Annotated in this window: 25 protein-coding genes and 1 pseudogene; 18 read left to right on the top strand and 8 right to left on the bottom strand. The window is 46.9% G+C overall.

From position 1 onward, the window contains the following. Positions 1 to 24 precede the first annotated feature (24 nt). On the bottom strand, positions 25 to 528 hold the full coding sequence (locus tag PAEVO_RS15570; protein ID WP_100538358.1) for a VOC family protein: 504 nt from the start codon (positions 526 to 528) through the stop codon (positions 25 to 27). 187 nt (positions 529 to 715) lie between these two features. Between PAEVO_RS15570 and PAEVO_RS34655 the strand changes: the two genes are divergently transcribed. The 6 genes from PAEVO_RS34655 to PAEVO_RS34390 all read left to right on the top strand — a co-directional run bounded on the left by PAEVO_RS34655 (position 716) and on the right by PAEVO_RS34390 (position 4149). Next, on the top strand, positions 716 to 841 hold the full coding sequence (locus PAEVO_RS34655) for a GNAT family N-acetyltransferase (protein ID WP_279300454.1): 126 nt from the start codon (positions 716 to 718) through the stop codon (positions 839 to 841). 20 nt (positions 842 to 861) lie between these two features. Next, positions 862 to 1602 (top strand): SDR family NAD(P)-dependent oxidoreductase, encoded by a 741-nt coding sequence (locus tag PAEVO_RS15565; RefSeq protein WP_100538357.1) that lies wholly within the window; start codon positions 862 to 864, stop codon positions 1600 to 1602. Positions 1603 to 1645: 43 nt separating this feature from the next. After that, entirely contained in the window at positions 1646 to 2125 is a 480-nt protein-coding gene (locus PAEVO_RS15560) for an NUDIX hydrolase (protein WP_100538356.1), read from the top strand. 42 nt (positions 2126 to 2167) lie between these two features. After that, positions 2168 to 2692, top strand: a complete 525-nt coding sequence (locus PAEVO_RS15555; RefSeq protein ID WP_100538355.1) for a GrpB family protein — start codon at positions 2168 to 2170, stop codon at positions 2690 to 2692. 21 nt (positions 2693 to 2713) lie between these two features. Beyond that, entirely contained in the window at positions 2714 to 3598 is an 885-nt protein-coding gene (locus tag PAEVO_RS15550; RefSeq protein ID WP_100538354.1) for a class I SAM-dependent methyltransferase, read from the top strand. Between the two features lie 164 nt (positions 3599 to 3762). Next, positions 3763 to 4149 (top strand): histidine phosphatase family protein, encoded by a 387-nt coding sequence (locus PAEVO_RS34390; RefSeq protein WP_347708132.1) that lies wholly within the window; start codon positions 3763 to 3765, stop codon positions 4147 to 4149. A gap of 57 nt (positions 4150 to 4206) precedes the next feature. On the opposite strand, the gene PAEVO_RS15540 is transcribed toward PAEVO_RS34390, so the two are convergent. The 5 genes from PAEVO_RS15540 to PAEVO_RS15520 are packed head-to-tail and all read right to left on the bottom strand — an operon-like array spanning position 4207 to position 8328. Continuing rightward, positions 4207 to 4815, bottom strand: coding sequence for a response regulator transcription factor (locus tag PAEVO_RS15540; RefSeq protein ID WP_100538353.1), 609 nt, complete (start codon positions 4813 to 4815; stop codon positions 4207 to 4209). Next, entirely contained in the window at positions 4812 to 5918 is a 1107-nt protein-coding gene (locus PAEVO_RS15535) for a sensor histidine kinase (RefSeq protein ID WP_100538352.1), read from the bottom strand. Before PAEVO_RS15535 ends, PAEVO_RS15540 begins: the two co-directional genes overlap by 4 nt. A 46-nt stretch (positions 5919 to 5964) precedes the next feature. Continuing rightward, positions 5965 to 6651 carry an ABC transporter permease gene (locus PAEVO_RS15530; protein ID WP_100538351.1) on the bottom strand — a complete coding sequence of 229 codons (687 nt, stop codon included), beginning with the start codon at positions 6649 to 6651 and terminating at the stop codon, positions 5965 to 5967. Beyond that, the gene (locus tag PAEVO_RS15525) at positions 6648 to 7382 is read right to left on the bottom strand and encodes an ABC transporter permease (protein WP_100538350.1); all 735 of its coding nucleotides are present in this window, start codon (positions 7380 to 7382) and stop codon (positions 6648 to 6650) included. Before PAEVO_RS15525 ends, PAEVO_RS15530 begins: the two co-directional genes overlap by 4 nt. A 1-nt stretch (position 7383) precedes the next feature. Further along, positions 7384 to 8328, bottom strand: a complete 945-nt coding sequence (locus tag PAEVO_RS15520) for an ABC transporter ATP-binding protein (protein WP_100538349.1) — start codon at positions 8326 to 8328, stop codon at positions 7384 to 7386. 175 nt (positions 8329 to 8503) lie between these two features. On the opposite strand from PAEVO_RS15520, the gene PAEVO_RS15515 reads away from it, so the two are divergent. The 5 genes from PAEVO_RS15515 (at position 8504) to PAEVO_RS15495 (ending at position 14072) form a co-directional block, all read left to right on the top strand. Then, on the top strand, positions 8504 to 9199 hold the full coding sequence (locus PAEVO_RS15515; protein WP_100538348.1) for a response regulator transcription factor: 696 nt from the start codon (positions 8504 to 8506) through the stop codon (positions 9197 to 9199). Next, positions 9196 to 10731, top strand: coding sequence for a sensor histidine kinase (locus tag PAEVO_RS15510; protein ID WP_100538347.1), 1536 nt, complete (start codon positions 9196 to 9198; stop codon positions 10729 to 10731). Before PAEVO_RS15515 ends, PAEVO_RS15510 begins: the two co-directional genes overlap by 4 nt. Before the next feature lie 173 nt (positions 10732 to 10904). Beyond that, the gene (locus PAEVO_RS15505) at positions 10905 to 12113 is read left to right on the top strand and encodes a hypothetical protein (protein WP_100538346.1); all 1209 of its coding nucleotides are present in this window, start codon (positions 10905 to 10907) and stop codon (positions 12111 to 12113) included. A gap of 70 nt (positions 12114 to 12183) precedes the next feature. Further along, positions 12184 to 12873, top strand: coding sequence for a stalk domain-containing protein (locus PAEVO_RS15500; RefSeq protein ID WP_100538345.1), 690 nt, complete (start codon positions 12184 to 12186; stop codon positions 12871 to 12873). 299 nt (positions 12874 to 13172) lie between these two features. After that, positions 13173 to 14072: a phosphotransferase family protein gene (locus PAEVO_RS15495; protein WP_100538344.1), complete on the top strand. Its 900-nt coding sequence runs from the start codon at positions 13173 to 13175 to the stop codon at positions 14070 to 14072. 58 nt (positions 14073 to 14130) lie between these two features. Here PAEVO_RS15495 and PAEVO_RS15490 read toward each other — a convergent pair whose 3' ends face one another. Next, positions 14131 to 14394 carry a hypothetical protein gene (locus PAEVO_RS15490; protein ID WP_100538343.1) on the bottom strand — a complete coding sequence of 88 codons (264 nt, stop codon included), beginning with the start codon at positions 14392 to 14394 and terminating at the stop codon, positions 14131 to 14133. A 140-nt stretch (positions 14395 to 14534) separates the two neighbouring features. Here PAEVO_RS15490 and PAEVO_RS15485 point away from each other — a divergent pair, with 140 nt between their 5' ends. The 5 genes and pseudogenes from PAEVO_RS15485 (at position 14535) to PAEVO_RS15470 (ending at position 16923) form a co-directional block, all read left to right on the top strand. Beyond that, positions 14535 to 14909, top strand: coding sequence for a nuclear transport factor 2 family protein (locus tag PAEVO_RS15485; RefSeq protein WP_100539472.1), 375 nt, complete (start codon positions 14535 to 14537; stop codon positions 14907 to 14909). Between the two features lie 113 nt (positions 14910 to 15022). Next, positions 15023 to 15481 (top strand): annotated as a pseudogene (locus tag PAEVO_RS34385) (GNAT family N-acetyltransferase); the annotation flags it as partial. Positions 15482 to 15517: 36 nt separating this feature from the next. Then, positions 15518 to 15943, top strand: coding sequence for a GNAT family N-acetyltransferase (locus tag PAEVO_RS34380; RefSeq protein ID WP_243390874.1), 426 nt, complete (start codon positions 15518 to 15520; stop codon positions 15941 to 15943). A gap of 38 nt (positions 15944 to 15981) precedes the next feature. Further along, positions 15982 to 16425: a GNAT family N-acetyltransferase gene (locus PAEVO_RS15475; RefSeq protein ID WP_100538341.1), complete on the top strand. Its 444-nt coding sequence runs from the start codon at positions 15982 to 15984 to the stop codon at positions 16423 to 16425. Between the two features lie 39 nt (positions 16426 to 16464). Then, entirely contained in the window at positions 16465 to 16923 is a 459-nt protein-coding gene (locus tag PAEVO_RS15470) for an NUDIX domain-containing protein (protein ID WP_100538340.1), read from the top strand. 73 nt (positions 16924 to 16996) lie between these two features. On the opposite strand, the gene PAEVO_RS15465 is transcribed toward PAEVO_RS15470, so the two are convergent. Next, a complete protein-coding gene (locus PAEVO_RS15465) occupies positions 16997 to 18205 on the bottom strand; it encodes an S-layer homology domain-containing protein (RefSeq protein WP_100538339.1) in 1209 nt (402 codons plus the stop codon). Between the two features lie 369 nt (positions 18206 to 18574). Here PAEVO_RS15465 and PAEVO_RS15460 point away from each other — a divergent pair, with 369 nt between their 5' ends. Further along, complete coding sequence (locus PAEVO_RS15460) at positions 18575 to 19252, top strand: class I SAM-dependent methyltransferase (RefSeq protein WP_100538338.1); 678 nt, start codon at positions 18575 to 18577, stop codon at positions 19250 to 19252. A gap of 40 nt (positions 19253 to 19292) precedes the next feature. Then, entirely contained in the window at positions 19293 to 19766 is a 474-nt protein-coding gene (locus PAEVO_RS15455) for a DinB family protein (RefSeq protein WP_100538337.1), read from the top strand. Positions 19767 to 19783: the final 17 nt, after the last annotated feature.

Raw genomic sequence — 19783 nt, 5'->3', positions numbered from 1 at the left:
AGACTGCCATGAAGGCAGCCTTCCTTACCCCTCGTATGCTTGTTGTAACGTCTGCATGTCGATTTTTGATTTCGTCTGGAGTAAAGCTTTCATAACTCGTTCCGATTTTGCAGGATCGGGGTCGGTTATCATTTCGCTTAAGTTAGCCGGGATAATCTGCCACGATACACCGAACTTGTCCTTCAACCAGCCGCATACTTGTGCTTTTTCGTCCCCACCCTCAGATAGCTTCTCCCAATAATAATCCAGTTCTTCTTGTGTCTCGCAGTGCACAATAAACGAAATGGCTTCGTTGAATTTGAAATGCGGACCGCCGTTGAGTGCAACGAAGTGTTGTCCCTCCAACAGGAATTCCACGGTCATTATTGCTCCTTCCGCAAACTCATGGTTGTCATTCTTCTCTGCACCGTAGCGCGTGATACGTTCGATCTGCGAATTTTTAAAAATAGATACGTAATGCTGGGCTGCTTCCTCGGCGTGGTGATCAAACCACAAGTTTGGTGAAATCTTTTGGACTCTATTCTTCATCATCCCAACTCCTTCATCACAGATAATAGAATGTAAAGTAATCGTATCATACCCTTCTTATCTTGATTTCTTTTCGATTGCGATTTATTCCTGCTGCTTATGATTTTCGCATAACAATGCATTTAGGAAATTGTGTGATGGTTGCAGGATAACGGATGTCTCATGTGAAATCCATTAGGTGTGGACGATGAAAGATACGGCTTCGATTCGGATTTTGGAAAAAAACGGCTTCATTATCTGGGGGGAAGATAAGGGTTATGCCCATGCTCGTGGTGAAGAAGTGGAAGAATATATTCTCAAGCTTTCTTTTTAAGAATAACGGAGGTTAAAACAATGAGTGGAAGTCATTTCATAATCACGGGAACTTCAAAAGGAATTGGCGAGCAATTGGCCTATATGCTTCTAGAGAAGGGCCACATTGTACATGGAATCGCGAGAGGAACGCCGGAAAGATTAGGCACTCACTCAAATTACAGGCACCATAAATATAATCTGAATGATACTTTGGGGCTTGAGGAGCTTATGGATCACATATTTGAGGAGATCGATCCCGATCACGCAGATAGGATCTGCCTTATCAATAATGCGTCCATGCTGGAACCATTGAAGGCCATTGAACTATGCGATGCTACAGATATTCATATGAATGTGCAAATCAGTCTGATTGCACCCATGATCTTAACGTCCTGCTTCATCAAGAAAACGGAGAAGCTCTCCATTCGGAAGAAAATCATCAACATCTCTTCAGGCTCTGGAGCATATCCAGCGCCTACGATGAGTGTCTACTGCACGGCGAAGGCCGGAATCAATATGTTTACGCAGAGTGTTGGAGCCGAGCAAAAGAACCGGAAGAACCCGGTGGAGATCATTGCGGTCAACCCTGGTATGGTGGATACGGAAATGCAAAGACTGGCCAGAGGAAAAAATGAGCAGGAATTTGAAATGGCCAAAGCGTTCACCCATGCGTTTGAGTCAGGGCAGCTGCTGTCTACAGAGGAAATCGGGGCTCATCTGTTACATATCATCGACAAGAATTTTGAATCCGGAAGCATTGTGAATTATGACGAAATCTAAGGGACCTTGTGCAAGTATATCTTATCTATCGGAGGCTGTTGATATGATGATGCCAACCCATATCGTCGCTGTAGGCGGCGTGATTGAGAATGAATGCGGTGAAATTCTGTTGGTGAAGGACCGTAGCGGCTGGGTTTTTCCAGGTGGGCAGGTGGAAGCCGGAGAAAATCTAATGGATGCATTGATAAGAGAAATCAAAGAGGAGAGCGGCATGGATACCATCGTTTCCCATCTGATCGGCGTCTATTCCAATACATCAACCTATCCGGGACATAGCGGCGTTGCTGTGGTTCCAACGAAAGTGATGATGGATTTTGTGTGTAAGCCTACGGGGGGAGAACTGAGCACTTCGGATGAAACGACAGACAGTCGTTGGATCGCTAAGGATGAAGTACTTCAATACATTAAAGCCCCGGCCATTCGTACGCGATTTCAGGCTTATTTGGATTTCAATCGAGAGGTCGTCTATATGGAATATATCACGAAGCCGGAGTTTGAAATTAAGCTGAGACGGAATATATAAAGGCTTTGTAATGGTCAATCATGTATCGAAAGGAAAACTCGCATGGAAGAAGTCATTGTAACACCATACAATCCGGACTGGAACAATGAGTTTGAACGGGAACAAGATAACATTAGGTTGGCTTTGAAGGGGCTTAACGTACACATCGAACATATCGGGAGCACGTCTGTGATGGGTTTAGGGTCCAAACCGACCATCGATATGATGGCTGGTGTTTTGAGTTTAACATCAGTAAATGAACATTATATAGAGAATCTGGCCAGAATCGGGTATGAATACGTGTTTAAACCGGAGTTTCCGGAGCGGATGTTCTTTCGAAGAGGGCAATGGCGGGCGGGGACGCATCATCTACATATTTACAAATACAAGGGTCCGCAGTGGAATGACCAAATTTTATTCAGAGAATATTTAAAGAACCATCCGGACACCAGGGATCAGTACTATGCCTTAAAAAAAGTTCTGGAAAGCCAGTACAAACATGACCGCGTAGCCTATACGAACGGCAAGGCTGATTTCATTCGTGAAGTGATCCAAAAGGCAAGGTTGGATAGACAGTTAGAATCTTGATGCAGAAAGGAAGTAAAGAGGATGTCCGAATATTACTGGGATTCCAAAATCGATTACCTGAGGAATACCAGATGGTTATATTACAATGACGACTACCTGGAGTTTTTGATTAAGAACGTCTGGAAAATGCATGCTCCCGTTAACATTGTGGATTACGGTTGCGGTTACGGGTATCTTGGACTGAAGCTGCTCCCGCTTTTACCCGATGGGTCAACCTACACAGGTATAGACAAAGGTGAAGATTTGATCAAGGAAGCAAGGAAGGTTTTTGACAAGCTGCCATATACCGTTGAATTCATTCAAGGAGATATAGAGGAAATCCAGGTGCATCGTCAGTACGACATTGCGCTCTGTCACGCGTTTTTATTACATATGAAGAGTCCCCGGGATATCCTTCAGAAAATGATCGACAGTGTACGGAACGGCGGCCGGGTCATTTGTTTTGAGCCCCATTGGATCGCTAATGCGGCGAATTTTGGTTTCGATGATGGTTTGCAGCATTCCGAAGTTGTCCGTCTAGGCGTATTACAGAAGCTGTATGAAGTCGACGCCAGCCGCAGCGGCAAAAACGGGAACATCGGCATGAAGCTGCCGATTCTTCTAAGTCAGCTGGGATTACGGAATGTGGAATGCCGAGTAAGTGACAAGGTGAATTTTTTGGATCAGAATATGGATGCAACAGAGAAGGATCGGCTTCTTCAGTCCTTAAAGGAAGAAGGCATTGGGCAGGAACTGGAAGATCAGTTTAAGGTAGTGGAGCAGCTTGTACAGAGAGGTTTGACAGCGGAGGAAGCACAAGAGCAATATACCGCCGAACTCAAGTTGTTTAAGGCGTTTGATAGCGATTCGTGGATGACTTACGCGCCGAATATGAAGATTTCTTTTGGTACGGTTAGCCGAGAATAAACTTACAAAAGGAGCCCTATGAAAATTGGATTGGTAAGACATTTTAAAGTTATACATCAACTCGATAGGAATTGGATGTCGTCGGACCCGTTCAATTCTTGGGTGGAGGCTTATAACAACGCTGAAATAGACTTAACGATAGCTTCTCGGAATGGAATGTCTGCATATCCAGTGATTTATCCCGAGCCATTCAGACAGCAGAAACGATATATCCAGGCCCTATCATCGCAACGAATCGGTTAAGAGAGATTGAGGTTCAATCGATTCATCCTTTGGGAAATCTAAAGCTGCATTACCACATGTGGCTGCTGATGGGACGTTTGGCTTGGTATTTTTCTCATAGCTCACAAGTGGAGGGGAGATCCGAGACCTTGGATCGAGCGAAGCAAATTTTAGATTGGATCGAAGAGCGTTACCGCAATCGCAACGTATTAGTGGTTAGCCATGGCGCATTCATGAAAGTGCTGACTCAGGAATTGTCCAGAAGAGGTTATCGAGGCAAGCGATTTGTAAAACCTAGGAATGGTGCCATGTATATTTTTGAAAAATAAGAGGGTAGAACGTTGACGAGACCCAGAAGGAGTGATCCATCTTTACGAAAAAGAACACTACAACGACTGCCTCCAATAATAAATCGCCAACTGGGTTCTGTCCCGGAGCTCCAGCTTATCCAGTATGATCGACAGGGTATTGCGCACGGTTCCTTCGCTGATAAACAATTGCTCGGCAATTTCCCGATTTGAGCAGCCTAAAGCAACCAGCTCGAGAATATCGTTTTCCCGCGGGGTAAGGTCGGCACGATTCTCTTTTTCGGGCAGCATCAAGGTTTTCAACACATTGACATCCACAACGGAAGTACCGGAAGCCAAGGCACGCAGCTGTTGTGCCATATTGGAGACCTGCGTCGATTTCAGCATGTACCCCTCGGCTCCGGCTAGCAGCGCTAGGCGGATATTATGCTCATCTTGGAACGTGGTCAGCATCATAATCTGCACTTGGTGCCATTTTTGCTTGATGAGCCTCGCCGCTTGGATTCCGTCCATGCCAGGCATCCGAATATCCATGAGGACGATGTCCGGCAGGACCTCTTCGCAGCATTGAATGGCTGCAGCGCCGTCATTCGCAGTGGCCGTTACTTTCATATCCGGTTCTCTGGATAGAAGCAGCCGGAGACTCTGACATACCAATGGATCATCATCTACAATGAGAATGTTCATCGAATGCCTTCCTTTCCTGTAGGTAATACGCAGACCAATTGAAAGCCGCTGGATGTATTGGTGGAGATGCTGCCGCCTGCCGCCTGGGCTCTTTGTCTTAGGTTGCGGAGCCCGGTTCCAGGCAGCGAGGAGGAATCCAAAACGCCGTCATTTTGGACGCTTAACCGCACGATATGTTCATTGACGTCCAACGATACTTCAACGTGTTTGGCTTTGGAATGACGTACCGCATTGGTTAAGGCTTCTTTGAGACAAGCATTCAGGATGACCCACAGATGGGCAGCTATACGGGATGTATCTCCATAAATTTGCAGCTGTACAGGCATCGCTTTGAAATTACGGCAGATCTCCTCCAGGCTCCGAATGCCGGTCGCTTGGACAGGCTGCATATTATGGACTGTTTCCCGCAGTTCCAGGGCGCTGCTCGACAAGCGCATCTGGGCTTGAGCAAACATGTCTTCCGCTTGCGGGTCATGCTCCCTCCATAATGTTTCAAAAGCTTGAAAGGCCAACATCGCGGCTGTTAATTCATGGCCGACTTCATCATGCAGCTTCTGAGAGATCCGATGGCGCTCTCTCAGCTCGGCAAGCTGGGCCGTTTGCACATTGGCCATAAGCAGCTCACCCTTCAATATTTCCAACTCGTAGCGGTCGCGACGCTCCTGATCGGCCTCCAACCGATAATGATGGATTTGTTTGGACCAACATAAAACGATCCATCCTGCAAATGAAGCTTGAACGAGTAAGAGAAGAAGCGGGAGGTTAGGATGGACATAGCCGATAACAAGCGCTGCCAGAATGGGCAAGGAAAATAGCGGTTGACCGGCAAGCATGGTTTCAAATAGCGGCAGAGCCAGTCCGAAGCTGGCCTCCGGCCAGTATGGAATGATGGACATGCATAGGATCTGGTCGACCATTGTTGTCCATGTAGGAAGGGAAAACCGCCATCGGGCTAATGCCAGGATCACTAAGGCAAAGATCAGGCTGAAGCCTTCGGTCCCGGCATCTCCCATAAACCAAAGAGCGGCCAGAAGCATTAGGGCAAGTATTCTCCAAATCACTACGGCGATGCTCGGGGACCACGAATCGGTATAGCTTTTCATGAAAACCTCCCATGGCAGTTGTTCTCCCCATATCGTAACATATTCTTCAAGCCAGTTTCCTTCGGCTGCCAATCAGCATAAAAGCGATCGAAAACAATAGCAGTGTCCCGAGCGGAGTGAGTTGTTCCGCGAACACCTCCCCGTTCCTAGCCAGCATGATTCCCTCATGGAGCCAGTAGGTCGGGGATAACATGGCGATTTTCTGCAATAATGCAGGCATAGCCTGAATGGGAAATAAGGTTCCTCCGAGCAACGCCATGACCATGATGATTCCCAGCATGACGGCCGTAGAGGATTCAGGCTGGCGGAACATGGAGCACCAAGCGAGAGAGAAGCTAATCGCGGTGACCGAGAACACACTGAACGTGCTGAAGAGTTGAATCAGACTGCCAAAAACATCGGCATGCAGCAACCCGGCGCCGATCGTGACCACGGCACTTTGTCCTACGAGCAGTAGAGCGAAAGCAAGCAGATTCTGAGATAAATACTTGAAGTGCGTCACCGGGGCAACGCCGATCCGGGTCAGAATTTTATTCTTCCGATCCTCCATGATCATATGAACGAGTTTGGAGGCTGTGAATAACAGCAGTATTCCATAGAAGTGATACCCCAGCGGTAAGCCATGCCAACCGCCCACAGGGAGGAAAACGACGGCTGCGGGAAGGCCTAACAGCAGGATAAGATTGGGCAAGCTGCGGACGCTCCGAATCAGCGCGAAATGAAATATCGTCAAGCGAGCTTCCTCCTCCCAAGCCATGCGCTGATCATCATACATATTACGGTTAAGGCTAACAGCAATAATATGCTAAGGTACGCTTTCCCTTGCCCGCCATCGACAAGCATCTCCAAGATGGACATTTTTCCGAGGGATACCGGATTCCCATAGGACGACATGAACTCAAAGAAACGATGATCTGGAAGAGGGAACATTAATCCGGTCAGGAGAATGAAGCCGATTCCGAGGATTTCAGATACCCTTTCAGCCAATTTTACGTTGTGGATGGATAATGTCAGCAGCAGATGTACGGACTGTGCAAACAAGGAAAAAATAATAAAAACCAGCAGGACCCAGCCGAGCGATCCCCACGCGATCCCGAACACCCAGGTTGTGAATAACACCAAGACCAATCCTTGCAAAGTACTGAAGAGTGTGCAGGCAAGAATAAGAGAGCTTGAATAAACCGCTACGTTAATAGGGAGCGAATAGATTCTCCATTTCCGGGTTTTAAGTAAATCCATATCCAAATAACTCATCAAATACGTGCCGCCAAAAAACTGAACGCCCATAATGGTCGTAACGACCATCAAATCCAGCGGAGGAACACCGTTCATGCCTTCATAGGGTCCGATAACGAGACCCAGCACGGTAATGACGACCAGTGGAAGGACCACCAGAAGCAGCTGCCCGATGGGTTCGCGTATCAGGCGAAGCAAGGAGAAGTATGTCATCCTGAATAGAAGCATGTTAAATCCCCTCCGTGTCACGTAATTGCTTACCGGTAAGCGTAAGGAATACGTCTTCAAGCGTGGGTTTCTCCGCATGGATGGATAGGACGCCACCCGCGCTTTTGGCCAACGACAGGATACGATCCAGATTTCCTGCACCTGCTCGTGATATGATCTTAATTTGCGTTCCTGTCAAAATCACTTGCTTGACTCCATCCAGCTGTTTGATGTTATCGATCAGATCCTCTGTCAGCTCCACGACCTCCAGCTTGATCTTCTCTTCATGTTGGATATTCTTTACCAACTCATCGATCGTCCCCTGCGCAATGACATGGCCTTGATCCATAATCACGACACGGGACGCGAGGGACTGTACCTCTTCCATGTAGTGAGTTGTATAAAGAATGGTCGTCCCCCTTTTTTGCAGTTCGCGTACCGATTCCAGGATGTGATTTCTGGATTGGGGGTCGATTCCAACCGTAGGTTCGTCCATGATCAGGAGCCTGGGCCTGTGAATGATAGAGCAGGCGATATTCAGCCTCCGCTTCATTCCACCAGAAAATTTGGAAGGGCGTTTATGGGCTTGATCCGTTAATCCGACGAACTGGAGTGTTTCCATTATTTTCCTTTTCAGTTCAGTGCCTCTTAACCCATATATTCCACCGAAAAAGGCGAGATTCTCTTGTGCGGTAAGATCCTCAAAAACGGTGACATCCTGCGTGACCAGTCCAATTTTTCGTTTGACCTCCAGCATAGGGCCGCTTAGCTGTTTACCAAACAGCTCGATGCTTCCGGAATCGATGTCAATTAAACCGGATAACGCATGGATCAATGTGGTTTTACCTGCACCATTCGGTCCAAGAAGGCCGAGTATTTCGCCTTGCCTGATTTCTAGATTGACATGGTCCAAGACAAGCTGATGTCCATAGCGCTTAATGATATGGTTCATCGTAGCGATTGTCATCCGAATCCTCCTTTGCTTGAGTGCTTAGCTTTATTATCGCAACCTGGCAAAAACGTTCATAGTTACAATTGTAATGAAATCGGCAGGGGACCGCGTGTTGAAATATGATGCCGGATACGTTACCATCATGGAATTAGCAAATGTGTAATCGGCCAACAAAGGAGTCGTATCTGCGATGACCAAGGTACTTGTAGTAGATGATGAGATCAGTATCTCAAGCGCAGTCGCTTATGCGCTGCGAAGGGAAGGTTATACGGTGGAGACGGCAGGAGACGGGCAGGAAGCGCTGGAGCGTGTGGAGTCGTTTGATCCTGACGTGATGGTGCTCGATGTCATGATGCCGAAGCTTAGCGGGTACGATGTTTGTCGCAAGCTCGAGGAGCGGCAGCGCCCTGCCATTTTGCTGTTGACGGTGAAGGACGATATTGTGGATAAGGTGCTTGGGCTGGAGCTTGGTGCCGATGATTATATGACGAAGCCCTTTGACATGCGGGAAATCATCGCCAGGGTAAAAGCATTGTCCCGAAGAAGCCGTACTCCTGAAGCAGCCGGGAAGCAAGCCCCGGAACAGCATGTGATCCGGATATCCGGGCTTACCATGAACCTGTTAAATCGCACCATTCACGTGGAAGGAAAGCCCCTTGAGCTGACCCCGAAGGAGTTTGATCTCATGGCTCTCCTGGCCCGGAATCCGGAGCGGGTATATTCGCGCGAAGCCTTGCTTGAACAGGTATGGGATATGGATTTTGCCGGCGGAACCCGTACGGTAGATATTCACGTGCAGAGGTTGCGCAAGAAGCTGGGGAACCAGCATGACGTGATCCAGACCGTGTATGGCATCGGTTATAAAAGCACGGAGATTCCATCATGAGCAAAAGAAAAGTGCGTTTCGGCTTAAAGTGGAAAGTCGCACTTCTTCTCGCCTTGCTGCTGATCGCCGTTGTTGTTGTTCTAAGCACATTGGTTCTTGCCGGGATACGGGAGGATCAGCGGGTGCGACTGGAGCAATCCTTCGCCCATGAAGCAGAAGCTGCCAATCTCAGGGTTCAGCAGGAATTTTTGACGAATCCTCAAACGCAGCCAGATGATTTTATGGAAAATGTCGGTCAACGGCTAGCCGTCGATCTTGGAACCCAGAGCGGCATGCCGGTAACCCTGTACAAGCTGGATGGTACATTCACGGGGACTTCCCTTCCGTTTCAGCCCAAAATGGATGTACAAGACGCGCTTGCACACACGGCGCAAGGGCGTTCCGCTTATATTACCGAGGGTGACCAGCTGCTCTATCTTGCCCCGCTTCGGAATATGGATCAGCCGATCGGAACGATTCAATTCCACGCTTCCCTAACTGAGCAGCACGCTTTCTATGATCGAATCCAGAACCTGTTTATCGTGACAGGCCTTGCGGTGCTGGCCGCCGGCTTCCTGATCGGTTTTCTATACGTCTGGCGGCAGGTGCATGTCATCAGCAGGCTGAACCAGGCTGCGCAGAAGATTGGCGAAGGCGTCTATCTTAGCGAGCCGACGGTTAAGCGAAGCGATGAGCTCGGCGAGCTGGCACAAGGCATCTATGAAATGAGCGGGCGAATTTCCTCCTCGGTGAGCCAGCTGACGGAGGAGAAGCTGAAGCTGCTGGATGCCATCGAACGGCTGCAGGAGCTGGAACAACAGCAGAAGCAGTTTATCGGGAATATCAGCCATGAGTTGAAGACGCCGCTGACTTCCATACTCGCTTATGCGGATCTGCTTGAAATGTATCGTGACGATCCCGCGCTGCTCGAGGAAGCCAGAGGACAGATCAGCAAGGAAGCACAGCGTCTATACCGCCTGGTAGAGAAGGCGCTTCAGTTATCGTCCATGGATATTTATGAATTCGAAACCCATGCGGAGCACATAGACCTCATGCCGATTCTGCAAGAGGCGGCAGCCCGGTTAGAGGCCAAGGCAGAGCAATCTAACATTGCGATTCAATCATTCCTAACGGAGGGTAAGGTATGGGCCGATCCGGAGAATTTGATGCACATGGTTCTGAATCTGCTGGATAACGGAATTAAATACAATAGGCCCGGAGGGACCGTCACACTCTCGAACGAAGTGAAGCAGGATGAGCATGGCCATGATCGGATGTTCATAAAGGTAAGCGATACCGGAATCGGAATTCCGGATGAGGCCCGGGAACGGATCTTTGATCCTTTTTACACGGTGAGCAGCGACCGCTCCAGGGTTCACGGAGGGACAGGGCTGGGGCTAGCCCTGGTACGCAATTTGGCGGAGAAGCAGCATGGGTCCGTTCAGCTTGTGGAATCCGGTCCCAGCGGTTCTACGTTTGTGATTGTCTTGCCGATGAATCGGCCACAATCGTCAGAGGTTATTTCGACAGAAGAAAGTTCAGACTTGGAATAAGGTCTGGGCTTTTTTTAAATGTACATCTTTGTTTACAAGTTCGTTACAAGCTCGATATCGTATCGAGATATTTGCATTCTATACTGAGTTCAACAGGGAAAGAGGCGGCATGCTTAGACACATTAGCTGCAGCTGCCGAAGCTCCTTGGGGGAATGCTTAGGAGGAACCTGTTATGAAACATAGATTTGGGAAGCATGGGTTCAAGTTGTTGTCTGTAGTTGCTGTTGCTGCAACGCTTGCGGCCTGCCAGTCCCAGGATCGGTTGACGATCGTGGAGCCAGGCAACAGTCTAACTGTCCAGTACCCTGTATCGAACGCCGGAGAGACGGCATCGGGGGAGCGCAAACTCACGGTTGTGGAAGGGGCGAGTGGGCAATCCAGTCAGGAAGTGGTCGTGAATCAGGCGCATCGGATCGCCTCGTCCAACATTGAGGCATGGCTGTCGGAGAATGAGGTCAAGGTGCTTACAACCAAGCTGATCAAGGAAGCGACCGAAACGGAAGAACCGCAGTATGATTATACCTCCGAAGCAGTGAGTGTAAGCACAGGTGAGCGGCGTAAGCTGACGAATCATGAAGAGTCGCATCCAGGCGAACATCTTGTCAAAGAAGAGATCTCGCCAGACGGTAAATATAGCTTTGTTCAGAAATGGAGGGATAAGTACACAGCTGACAATTTCCTGAAGGATTTGAGTACAGGCAAGAGCATACCGGTTAAAGGTGACAATTACATGGAGATTGGGGGATGGCTGGATTCCGACACCTATGTTCTCGCAGCAGGCTCCATGAGCGGCAAAGGCGATATTCGACTCATTTCCACGGACGGCACTTATACCACCATAGCCATTGAGGATGAGGATGTTGAATTTTACAACCAATTTGGAGCGAGTAAGGGCCGCATCTACTATACCGATGTGAACCAGGTGCTTAAGGTGGTTGAACCCGGACAGTCGAAGCCGATACATCTCATTGAAAATGTATGGAACTTTGCGATTTCTCCGGACAGCGAGTACATTGCCGTCTCAACAGCTACCAGCCCGGGAGGGGACCAAAGCAGCAAACTGCTGATCTATGACGCGGCCGGCAGTTTGCAAGGTTCTCTGATCGGAAAAGGCAATTTGATCTCGTACTTATCCTGGTCGCCGGATTCTGCCAGATTAGCCTTTGATGTGTACTCGGAAAATGAGAGCGGGATGAACGGCGTGTATGTGTTTGATACGGCTTCCGGGAAAGTAAGCTGGATGGCGCCTTATTATTCAGCGGTGCATCCTGCGGCCCATCCGGTCTACCCACTGACTTGGAGTCCATCTGGAAAAAGACTGGGAATTACGATTGAAGATAAAGAAGATTTAATTGCAACGTATGTTATTGATTTTCAATAAAGATATCGTGCTTCATACTATGACTCATCGACTTAGAGATGTTGATGGGACAACGAGGGGAATGGTTGAAATGAAACAATTAAAAAAATCAATCGTGGCAGTTGCCGTGCTAGGAATGACGTTAACGGGAGCCGCGGGTGTCTATGCGGGAGCAAACCTGGAGAAAATCTCGGCTTACCTGAACCACAGCATCGGTATCCAAGTGGACGGTACCGTTTATAACACCGGCAAAACATTGACTCCGATCACGTATAAGAACACAACGTACCTGCCGGTTCGCGCAATTGCCAATGTGCTGGATGTTCCTGTACAATACGATGCGAAGAATAACCAGGTGCTGATCGGAAGTAATCCTGGAAACGGTCAGACGATCGAGCTGATCAACGTGAAATACAGCGATGCACAACTAAAAGAGATCAAAAGCGCATTCGCCAAATTTGATGGTTTCCAAACACCGTATGCTCCAAGTCAGATGGTAAAAGGAGATATGTATCAGAAGACGGGTGCATCGGGAGATGGCGTTAACATGCTGTTCAAACACATGACGGTATATATCTCCCCAAGAGACTACTCTCATGGATATGACAGCAAACCGGTAACTCTGTCCAATGGGACCAAAGCAAAATGGTATACACCGGATGATACGGACATGCTGGGGTTTCAAATCAATGACCGCTTCGTGACGATCAGCTCTCCGGATCATTCTTTAAGCAAAGCACAGCTGGAGAAGGTTGCAGTAAGCGTTGCCCAAGTGCAATAAATATAGAGACAAACCATAGGAATAGAGATATGGCTTAGATATGAAAAAGGCGAATCGTGGTTCTTACGAGGAAGCTTGCAGGGTGAATGGATACCCTGCAAGCTTTTTTCATTACAAGAGGCTATTTGGGAAGAGATATTTCCTGGGCAATCTAATCTGGCAAAAAGATGGGAAATCGGAAGGGAGTGAAAATTAGGGATGTACGTAATCAATAAATCTTATTATGATAGGTTTACTCGAAATGGCTTACCATTTCGATGTTATATGAAATATGGGATGATATGAAAAGAGGAGCCGCCATGAATAACATACAAAAATTCATTAAAAGATTTAAATTGAATGTGATTCATGTGGATGGAGTTCCGGAGTCTTATAGCTCGGAGGTCTACCGCTTAACCCTGTCGAACCAACAACAAGTATATTTAAAGATCCCATTCAATAAGGTGAAGTTATATCGTGAATTTGCTATGTTGCAACGATTGGCTGGGAAGCTGCCTGTTCCGAAAGTTCATCAATATTGGGAAGGAGATGATGAAGTCACTGGCGCATTGCTGTTAGAATCCATTCCCGGCCTACCTATAACAGGCGTTATCCCGGATAAACTTGCCTATGAAATCGGAAGTTTGCAAGCGCAAATGCATTCAGTAAACATGCCGGGGTACGGTTACGATACGCCAGACGGATTTCATGGTTTACCCGATAATCATTGGCGTTCCTATATACGTTGGAATTTTGAAAATTGTAAACCAATATGCCTGGACATATTGGAGCAGGGGCTATATGAAAGATGCGTCGCATATTTTGATAAAGCATATTCAAGTCTTCCAGAACCGGATCCTCCATGTGTTGTTCATTTAGATTTTAGACCGGGAAACCTATTGGTTCAAGATCATAAGATTACAGGCATTATTGATTTTGAGAGCTCCAGAGGAGGGTCATCCGAGATTGATTTCACGAAAGTGAATCGATATATCTGGGAGAGGAATCCAGCTACAAGAGAAATATTTGAAGAAGGTTATAACAGCATTAAAACGTTAATTGATCTTAAGCGAACACTGCCCTTTTATTCATTATATGATTCATTTTGTGGGGTGGCATGGTGTGCCAAACGAGGGATTGATAAACACAAGGCGTTTTTAAATGAAAATCTCGATGAATTAAAGAGAATAACAAACTCACTAGATGAGATGAATATATAAGATGACCCCAAGAAAAGAGACAAAAAAGAGCAGCGATAAGGCTGCTCTTAATGATAGGTTATGCATTACGCTGCAATAACAGATATCCGCTAATATTGGATGTTCTTTGGCGGAATACGATTTTGAAACCTACATCATTATCTAATAAGCAGGCTAAGGCAGTTCTTAGCAATGCATTCGGCGTCAAATCAGCTCGGCAAGGAGAAGCATCGCCAATGACACGGGCAGCAACGATTCTACGCGCGGAGCCCGCAACAAGAGGGTTTCTTGACCAGCTGATTAATACTAAATCCGGTTGAGGAACAGCGCGGACACGACCCATTCGATTCACCCCTTTTACTATAGTAGAGTCAGTATATTAAATGACAAGTTGATGAGAAGTGTGCAAAGCAAAAGGCGGAGTTTTACAAAATTAAAGTTGTAACCCAAAACGGACGAAAGGGGATATGTAATGTGAATCCTATGAAAATGAAGGACATGATCGAAGAGTATGTGAGGCTCTATAATTCTTTTGATGTCGAGGGGATGGTAGCTCTTCTGCATAAGGATATTGAATTCAGAAATAATTCTAGCGGATCGGTGGATGTGGAGACAAAAGGAATCGAGAAATTTCGAGAAATAGCCGAACAGTCCAAGTCGTTATTCTCCTATCGCTGTCAGACTATCGTTGGTTATTCGTTTGAAGATGACAAAGTTCAGGTTGAGATTGATTACGAGGGTATTCTTGCCAAGGATCTGCCTAACGGTATGAAAGCCGGCCATAGGATTCATATGAAGGGAAGCTCCGTATTTGCGTTTAGAGACGATAAGGTAGCAGTGATCGAGGATTATAGTTGATTGGGCTGGATGTATTTTGGAAGAGTTTATATAAAGTCGTTTAATTCCAGGAATATCGCAACTCCATATGGTATTATTTGGTTTAATGTACGCTCGCTTGGGAGGACGATGATATGGACATCGAGTTAAAGCCGGTCAATCGAAAGAACTGGGAAGAAGCATTAGCACTGCAGGTTTTGGACCCACAGCAGGGGTTTGTGCCAGCGGTAGCTGTATCTCTAGCCAAGATTTACATCAAGCCGGATGGTGAACAAGTCGAATACATTCCTTTTGCGATATATGACGGGAACCGAATGGTCGGATTTATCATGCATGCTTATGAAGTGAATACAACCGATGGTTATTGGATCAACGGCTTTTTAATAGATGCAAAAGAACAGGGCAAAGGATATGGCAGAGCAGCTATACTCCAGATGATTACATGGATCCAAAGCCAATTTCCGCAATGTGAAGAAATACGCCTGACCGTACACAAGGATAACCGGATAGCGAAAACCTTGTACAGCAATCTAGGTTTTGCGGAAACGGGAAACTGGTTTGGCGATGAGGAAGTTCTGAAGCTGAATGTGCTATCTAACCAAGAAGTTAAGAGAAAGAGGAGTAACGAATTGCCGAAGATTAACATCCATCGAAGCAGTCCTGAAGAAGCACAATCAGTACGGACGAATCTGATTAAATTTAATGCACAGTTTATCGCAGAAGATTTGCAGCAGAATTACGAGGAGATCAACTTACATATAAAAGATGAGAATGATGAAATCGCAGGCGGTATCAACAGTGTATTTTGCTGGAATTGGATTGAGGTCGATATTCTGTGGGTCGATGATCGGCTTCGAGGACGGGGATACGGCTCAAGATTGCTACAGGAGATCGAGAGGATCGCAAGAGAAAAGCAATGCACATTCATCAAGCTCAATACCTTCAGCTTTCAAGCGCCGGTATTCTACCGTAAACATGGATTTCAAGAGATAACTCGCATTGACGATGCCCCAAGGGGTCATCAGCATTATTACTTTATTAAGTATTTAGAGTAGGCGAGTCTAAAACCAACAACCATCCGAAGGAGCTTGAGATGATTAGACTGCAACCCGTTGATAAGGATAATTGGACCGAATGCATTAAACTGAAAGCGAAACCGGAGCAAGAGGGCTTTATTGCCTCCAATCTGTATTCGATTGCCCAGTTTCAATTTCTTGAACATTTTGAAGCAATGGCGATTTATGATGAGCAGACGATGGTCGGATTCGCGTTGTATGGCTTGGACTCCGATGACGGGAACTACTGGATTTACCGTTTCATGATCGACGGGCATTATCAAGGGAAGGGATATGGCAAAGAAGCACTTCGAATCATAATCGAAGAAATCCGAAACAAACCTGACCGGACGGATGTCTTGATGATAAGTTTTGATCCGAAGAACGAACGGGCCAGGCAGCTTTACGTCAAAGCGGGGTTTGAGGAAATCGGCGTCATGCCGTGGTCGGATGGTGAATCCGTAGCGAAACTGATGCTTTGAACCCTTGGTCTATAAGTATGTGGAGAGGATTATGCTGATATGAAAATCATCGTGACTGGCGGCGCCATCATCCGGGATCATCAAGGGCGAATCTTGCTCCAACGACGCTCGGACTACGGCAATTGGGGACTTCCCGGCGGCGGTATGGAGGCAGGAGAATCCGTTGAAGAGACGATGAGACGGGAAGTGCTCGAAGAAACGGGGCTGGTCGTCCTCGATCATGAACTCTATGGGGTTTATAGCGGACCCAGAATGCAATATCGTTATCCGGACGGAAATGAAGTCGTGTTTGTCATGTTTATTTTTAACGCCACGGCGGATTTGAGAGGGAGGACGGAGGAGCAAGGCAGAATACTGATTCATCACGATGAGGATAACGAGTCGTTACAGTTGGAATTCAAGGCATTGCATGAGATTGAGCTAGAGGACATCAGCTCTGTGCAAAGACCGGTATTTGAGGATCTGCAAAGCGGGAAGGCAAACATTTTAAGAACTTGAATATGTCTTGTAACACGATAAAAAGGGAGTGCCTACTGTTTGCAACAGTTGTGCACTCCCTTTGTTAACTTAACTAGAACTTGGGTTCATACCATATGGTTTGGGTAAAGTCCTGGAACTTATCAGAGTAATAATACATAACTTCAATGTTGTTATTGTCGCCGGTTGCTTTTTGACCCTTGCTTCGGATAATGGGGATGAATTCTGCATAGTATGCGCCATTCAAGGAGATTCGAACAGGCTGCTTAGGGTTGCTCAACTGCTCGTAAGTATAATAGGATGGCTCCCCGTTCACGTTGATCTGCAAGTCGATTTTCTCCGTAGCCTTCAAGGCCAGATAGAATTCCGGCAGGGCATCGCGATTCACCAAAGCAAAGTCAGAAACCGGACTTTGTCCGTGTCCTGATGGGGAACCCGCATAGATAAAATTTCTTGTGCCATTCGGAATGAGATCATCCGGCGATGGTTCCCGGACATAGTCGCTGCCACTATAATAGTCGTAAATTCGATGCAGGACAACTGCGGTTTCTGCTAACGTTACCTTTTGATTCGGGCGAAAATACCCTTTCGTATCGGGTTTCATGATGCCGGCCTCGGCAAAGCCGAGCACCGCATAGGCTTTGACGTAATCGAGGTCGGAGGCTAAGGAAGGCCCATATTTTTTGTCTTGCATCAATCCGATTTCCGGTGTCAATGGCTGATAGGCATACTTCCATTTCTCATATTGGTTGTAGGAATTGAAATATCTTTTGGGTAGGTCTTTAATCGCCCGCAATCTCGCGATATCCTCACCGTCCGATAACTCCAGGGAATAACCAATATCATCAAACAGCGCATTCAGCGTAATCAACAAGTCCCAGCGTGTTAACACTTTCTCCGGTATATACTTGAAGGTTTCATTGCCATAATTGATTTTGTCGGCGGCTCCGATTAATCCGTTCGGCGCTGAAGGTATACTGCCGTATACATCCTTAAAGATCTGGTAGGATGGGTGCCCATAAGGGACGCCGGGAATGTTGATATTCTTATCGGCTTCGACCCGGAAATCGGTAAACAACCGGTGAACCATAAGGGTAAGATCGGATTTGGTCACCATCTTGCCTAACGTTTTTGTCCGATACTCCATGTTCTCAAAAACCCCATGGGATCTAAGGAAATCAACGGACTCATTGGCCCAGGCATATTTGTCTTGGTTGGATCCCGCCGCGCTTGCCATGGATGTCATGCACAACGATAGAATAAGGGTTAAAGATAATAATAGACGCCACCTTTTTAGAAACATTTGAATCCTCCTGTATGTATCTATGTATTGGATTAATATTCCTCCATTGTAGTCGACAAATTATGACAGGAGCAATTGTTTTTTCTGAATGTTTACCTATGGATTGGGAGTTAGCCTGCGCCCGTTTCAGTTTTTTGAACGTCTCGAATGAGGAGCGAATATCGGGGAGATCGAAAGATAAAGGTATGATTTAGACGGGAATTTTTTAAATGTAACCGTTGACATTACGGAACAAAATGGTAATATTTTAAGTCATTAGATATTTCGGTTGATTTCAGCACCTAGCGGCTTGTATCAGATCACGTAAAAACAGGTTTCTGCCATCTTGGATGGTGAGTGCAATGCAGCTTATCACGGAGGAGGTAATGCATGGGGAATGATTGGTATGACATGATCGCACGCAGAAATGGCGGCTACAGAGGAAGAGCGGTGTGTACCGTAGTCGGAAGGTCGGCGGGAGAGGTGTTTGAGGAGCGGTTAGTGGAGATGCTGCCGCAGTTTCATTCGGTGCTGGATGCAGGCTGCGGGCATGGCGAGTTCACGCTCCGGATGTCCAGGCATGCTGAGAACATCATCGGTTTTGACAATTCCGCAGAGATGATCCGAATCTCCCAATCCTTACTCGAGAGCAGTGGAATCGGGAATGTGGAATTTGTGTATGCCACAACGAAAACCGAGATGCCCTTTCAAGATGGTCAGTTTGATCTCATCTATGACCGCAGAGGACCCACCTCGATCCTTGAACATCCCAGGATATTGGCCTCAGGCGGCACCATCATCGGCATACATAATGATGTGACTGCTGTTCGAAGGCGATTGTCGGAGAACCGCTACATGAATGTCGAGATCGAGGAGTATAATGAAGCGATTACTTACTTCCCGAATGCCCGCGAATTTGCATTGTTTCTGTCGGATACGCCGGGTAATCCCGATATCACCTTGCCGGAAATGAAGGGTGAACTCGAGGCTAAGATACGGGAGAATCAGATCGACGGGCAGCTTGGAGTCCATGAACACAAATACATCTGGAAAGCGATGAAGAAGTGACATCAAATCGTTTATCATACCGAAAAAGGAGTGTTGCGTTATGGATCATGAGTTCAACCGGAAGTGGCTGGAGGACAAATTTGAAAACATCCGCAGCCGTACCTTAAAAGTGCTGGTGCAGTTAAACGATGAGCAAGTCAATTGGCGGCCCAACCATTCCAGTCTGAGCATATCGACGTTGATCAGGCACATTGAAGGTAACATTCAAGAGCGGGTCATGAAAGGGATTCTACATCAAGAAGTTACGCGGAACCGGGAGGAAGAGTTGACTCAGGTATTTGTCAGCCGGGATGATCTGATTCAGATCGTGAAGAACCGATTTCAGTTTCTGATCGATACGGTAAAATCCATGTCGAGTCAGGACTTTGAACGGGTTCAATCGGTACGCGGAAAAGAACGGAGTAACCTCGACATCCTGCATCAATGCGCCACGCATTACTCGGAGCATATGGGTCAGATTTTTTACATCGCGAAGCAGTGTTTGGCGGTTCAATATAAATCCACATCGATCTAATAAGCAAGTCCCCCTTA

The sequence above is a fragment of the Paenibacillus sp. GM2FR genome, assembly GCF_002803325.1.
Classification (GTDB): Bacteria; Bacillota; Bacilli; order Paenibacillales; family Paenibacillaceae; genus Paenibacillus_AQ; species Paenibacillus_AQ lautus.
This window is presented reverse-complemented; position numbering and strand designations above follow the sequence as displayed.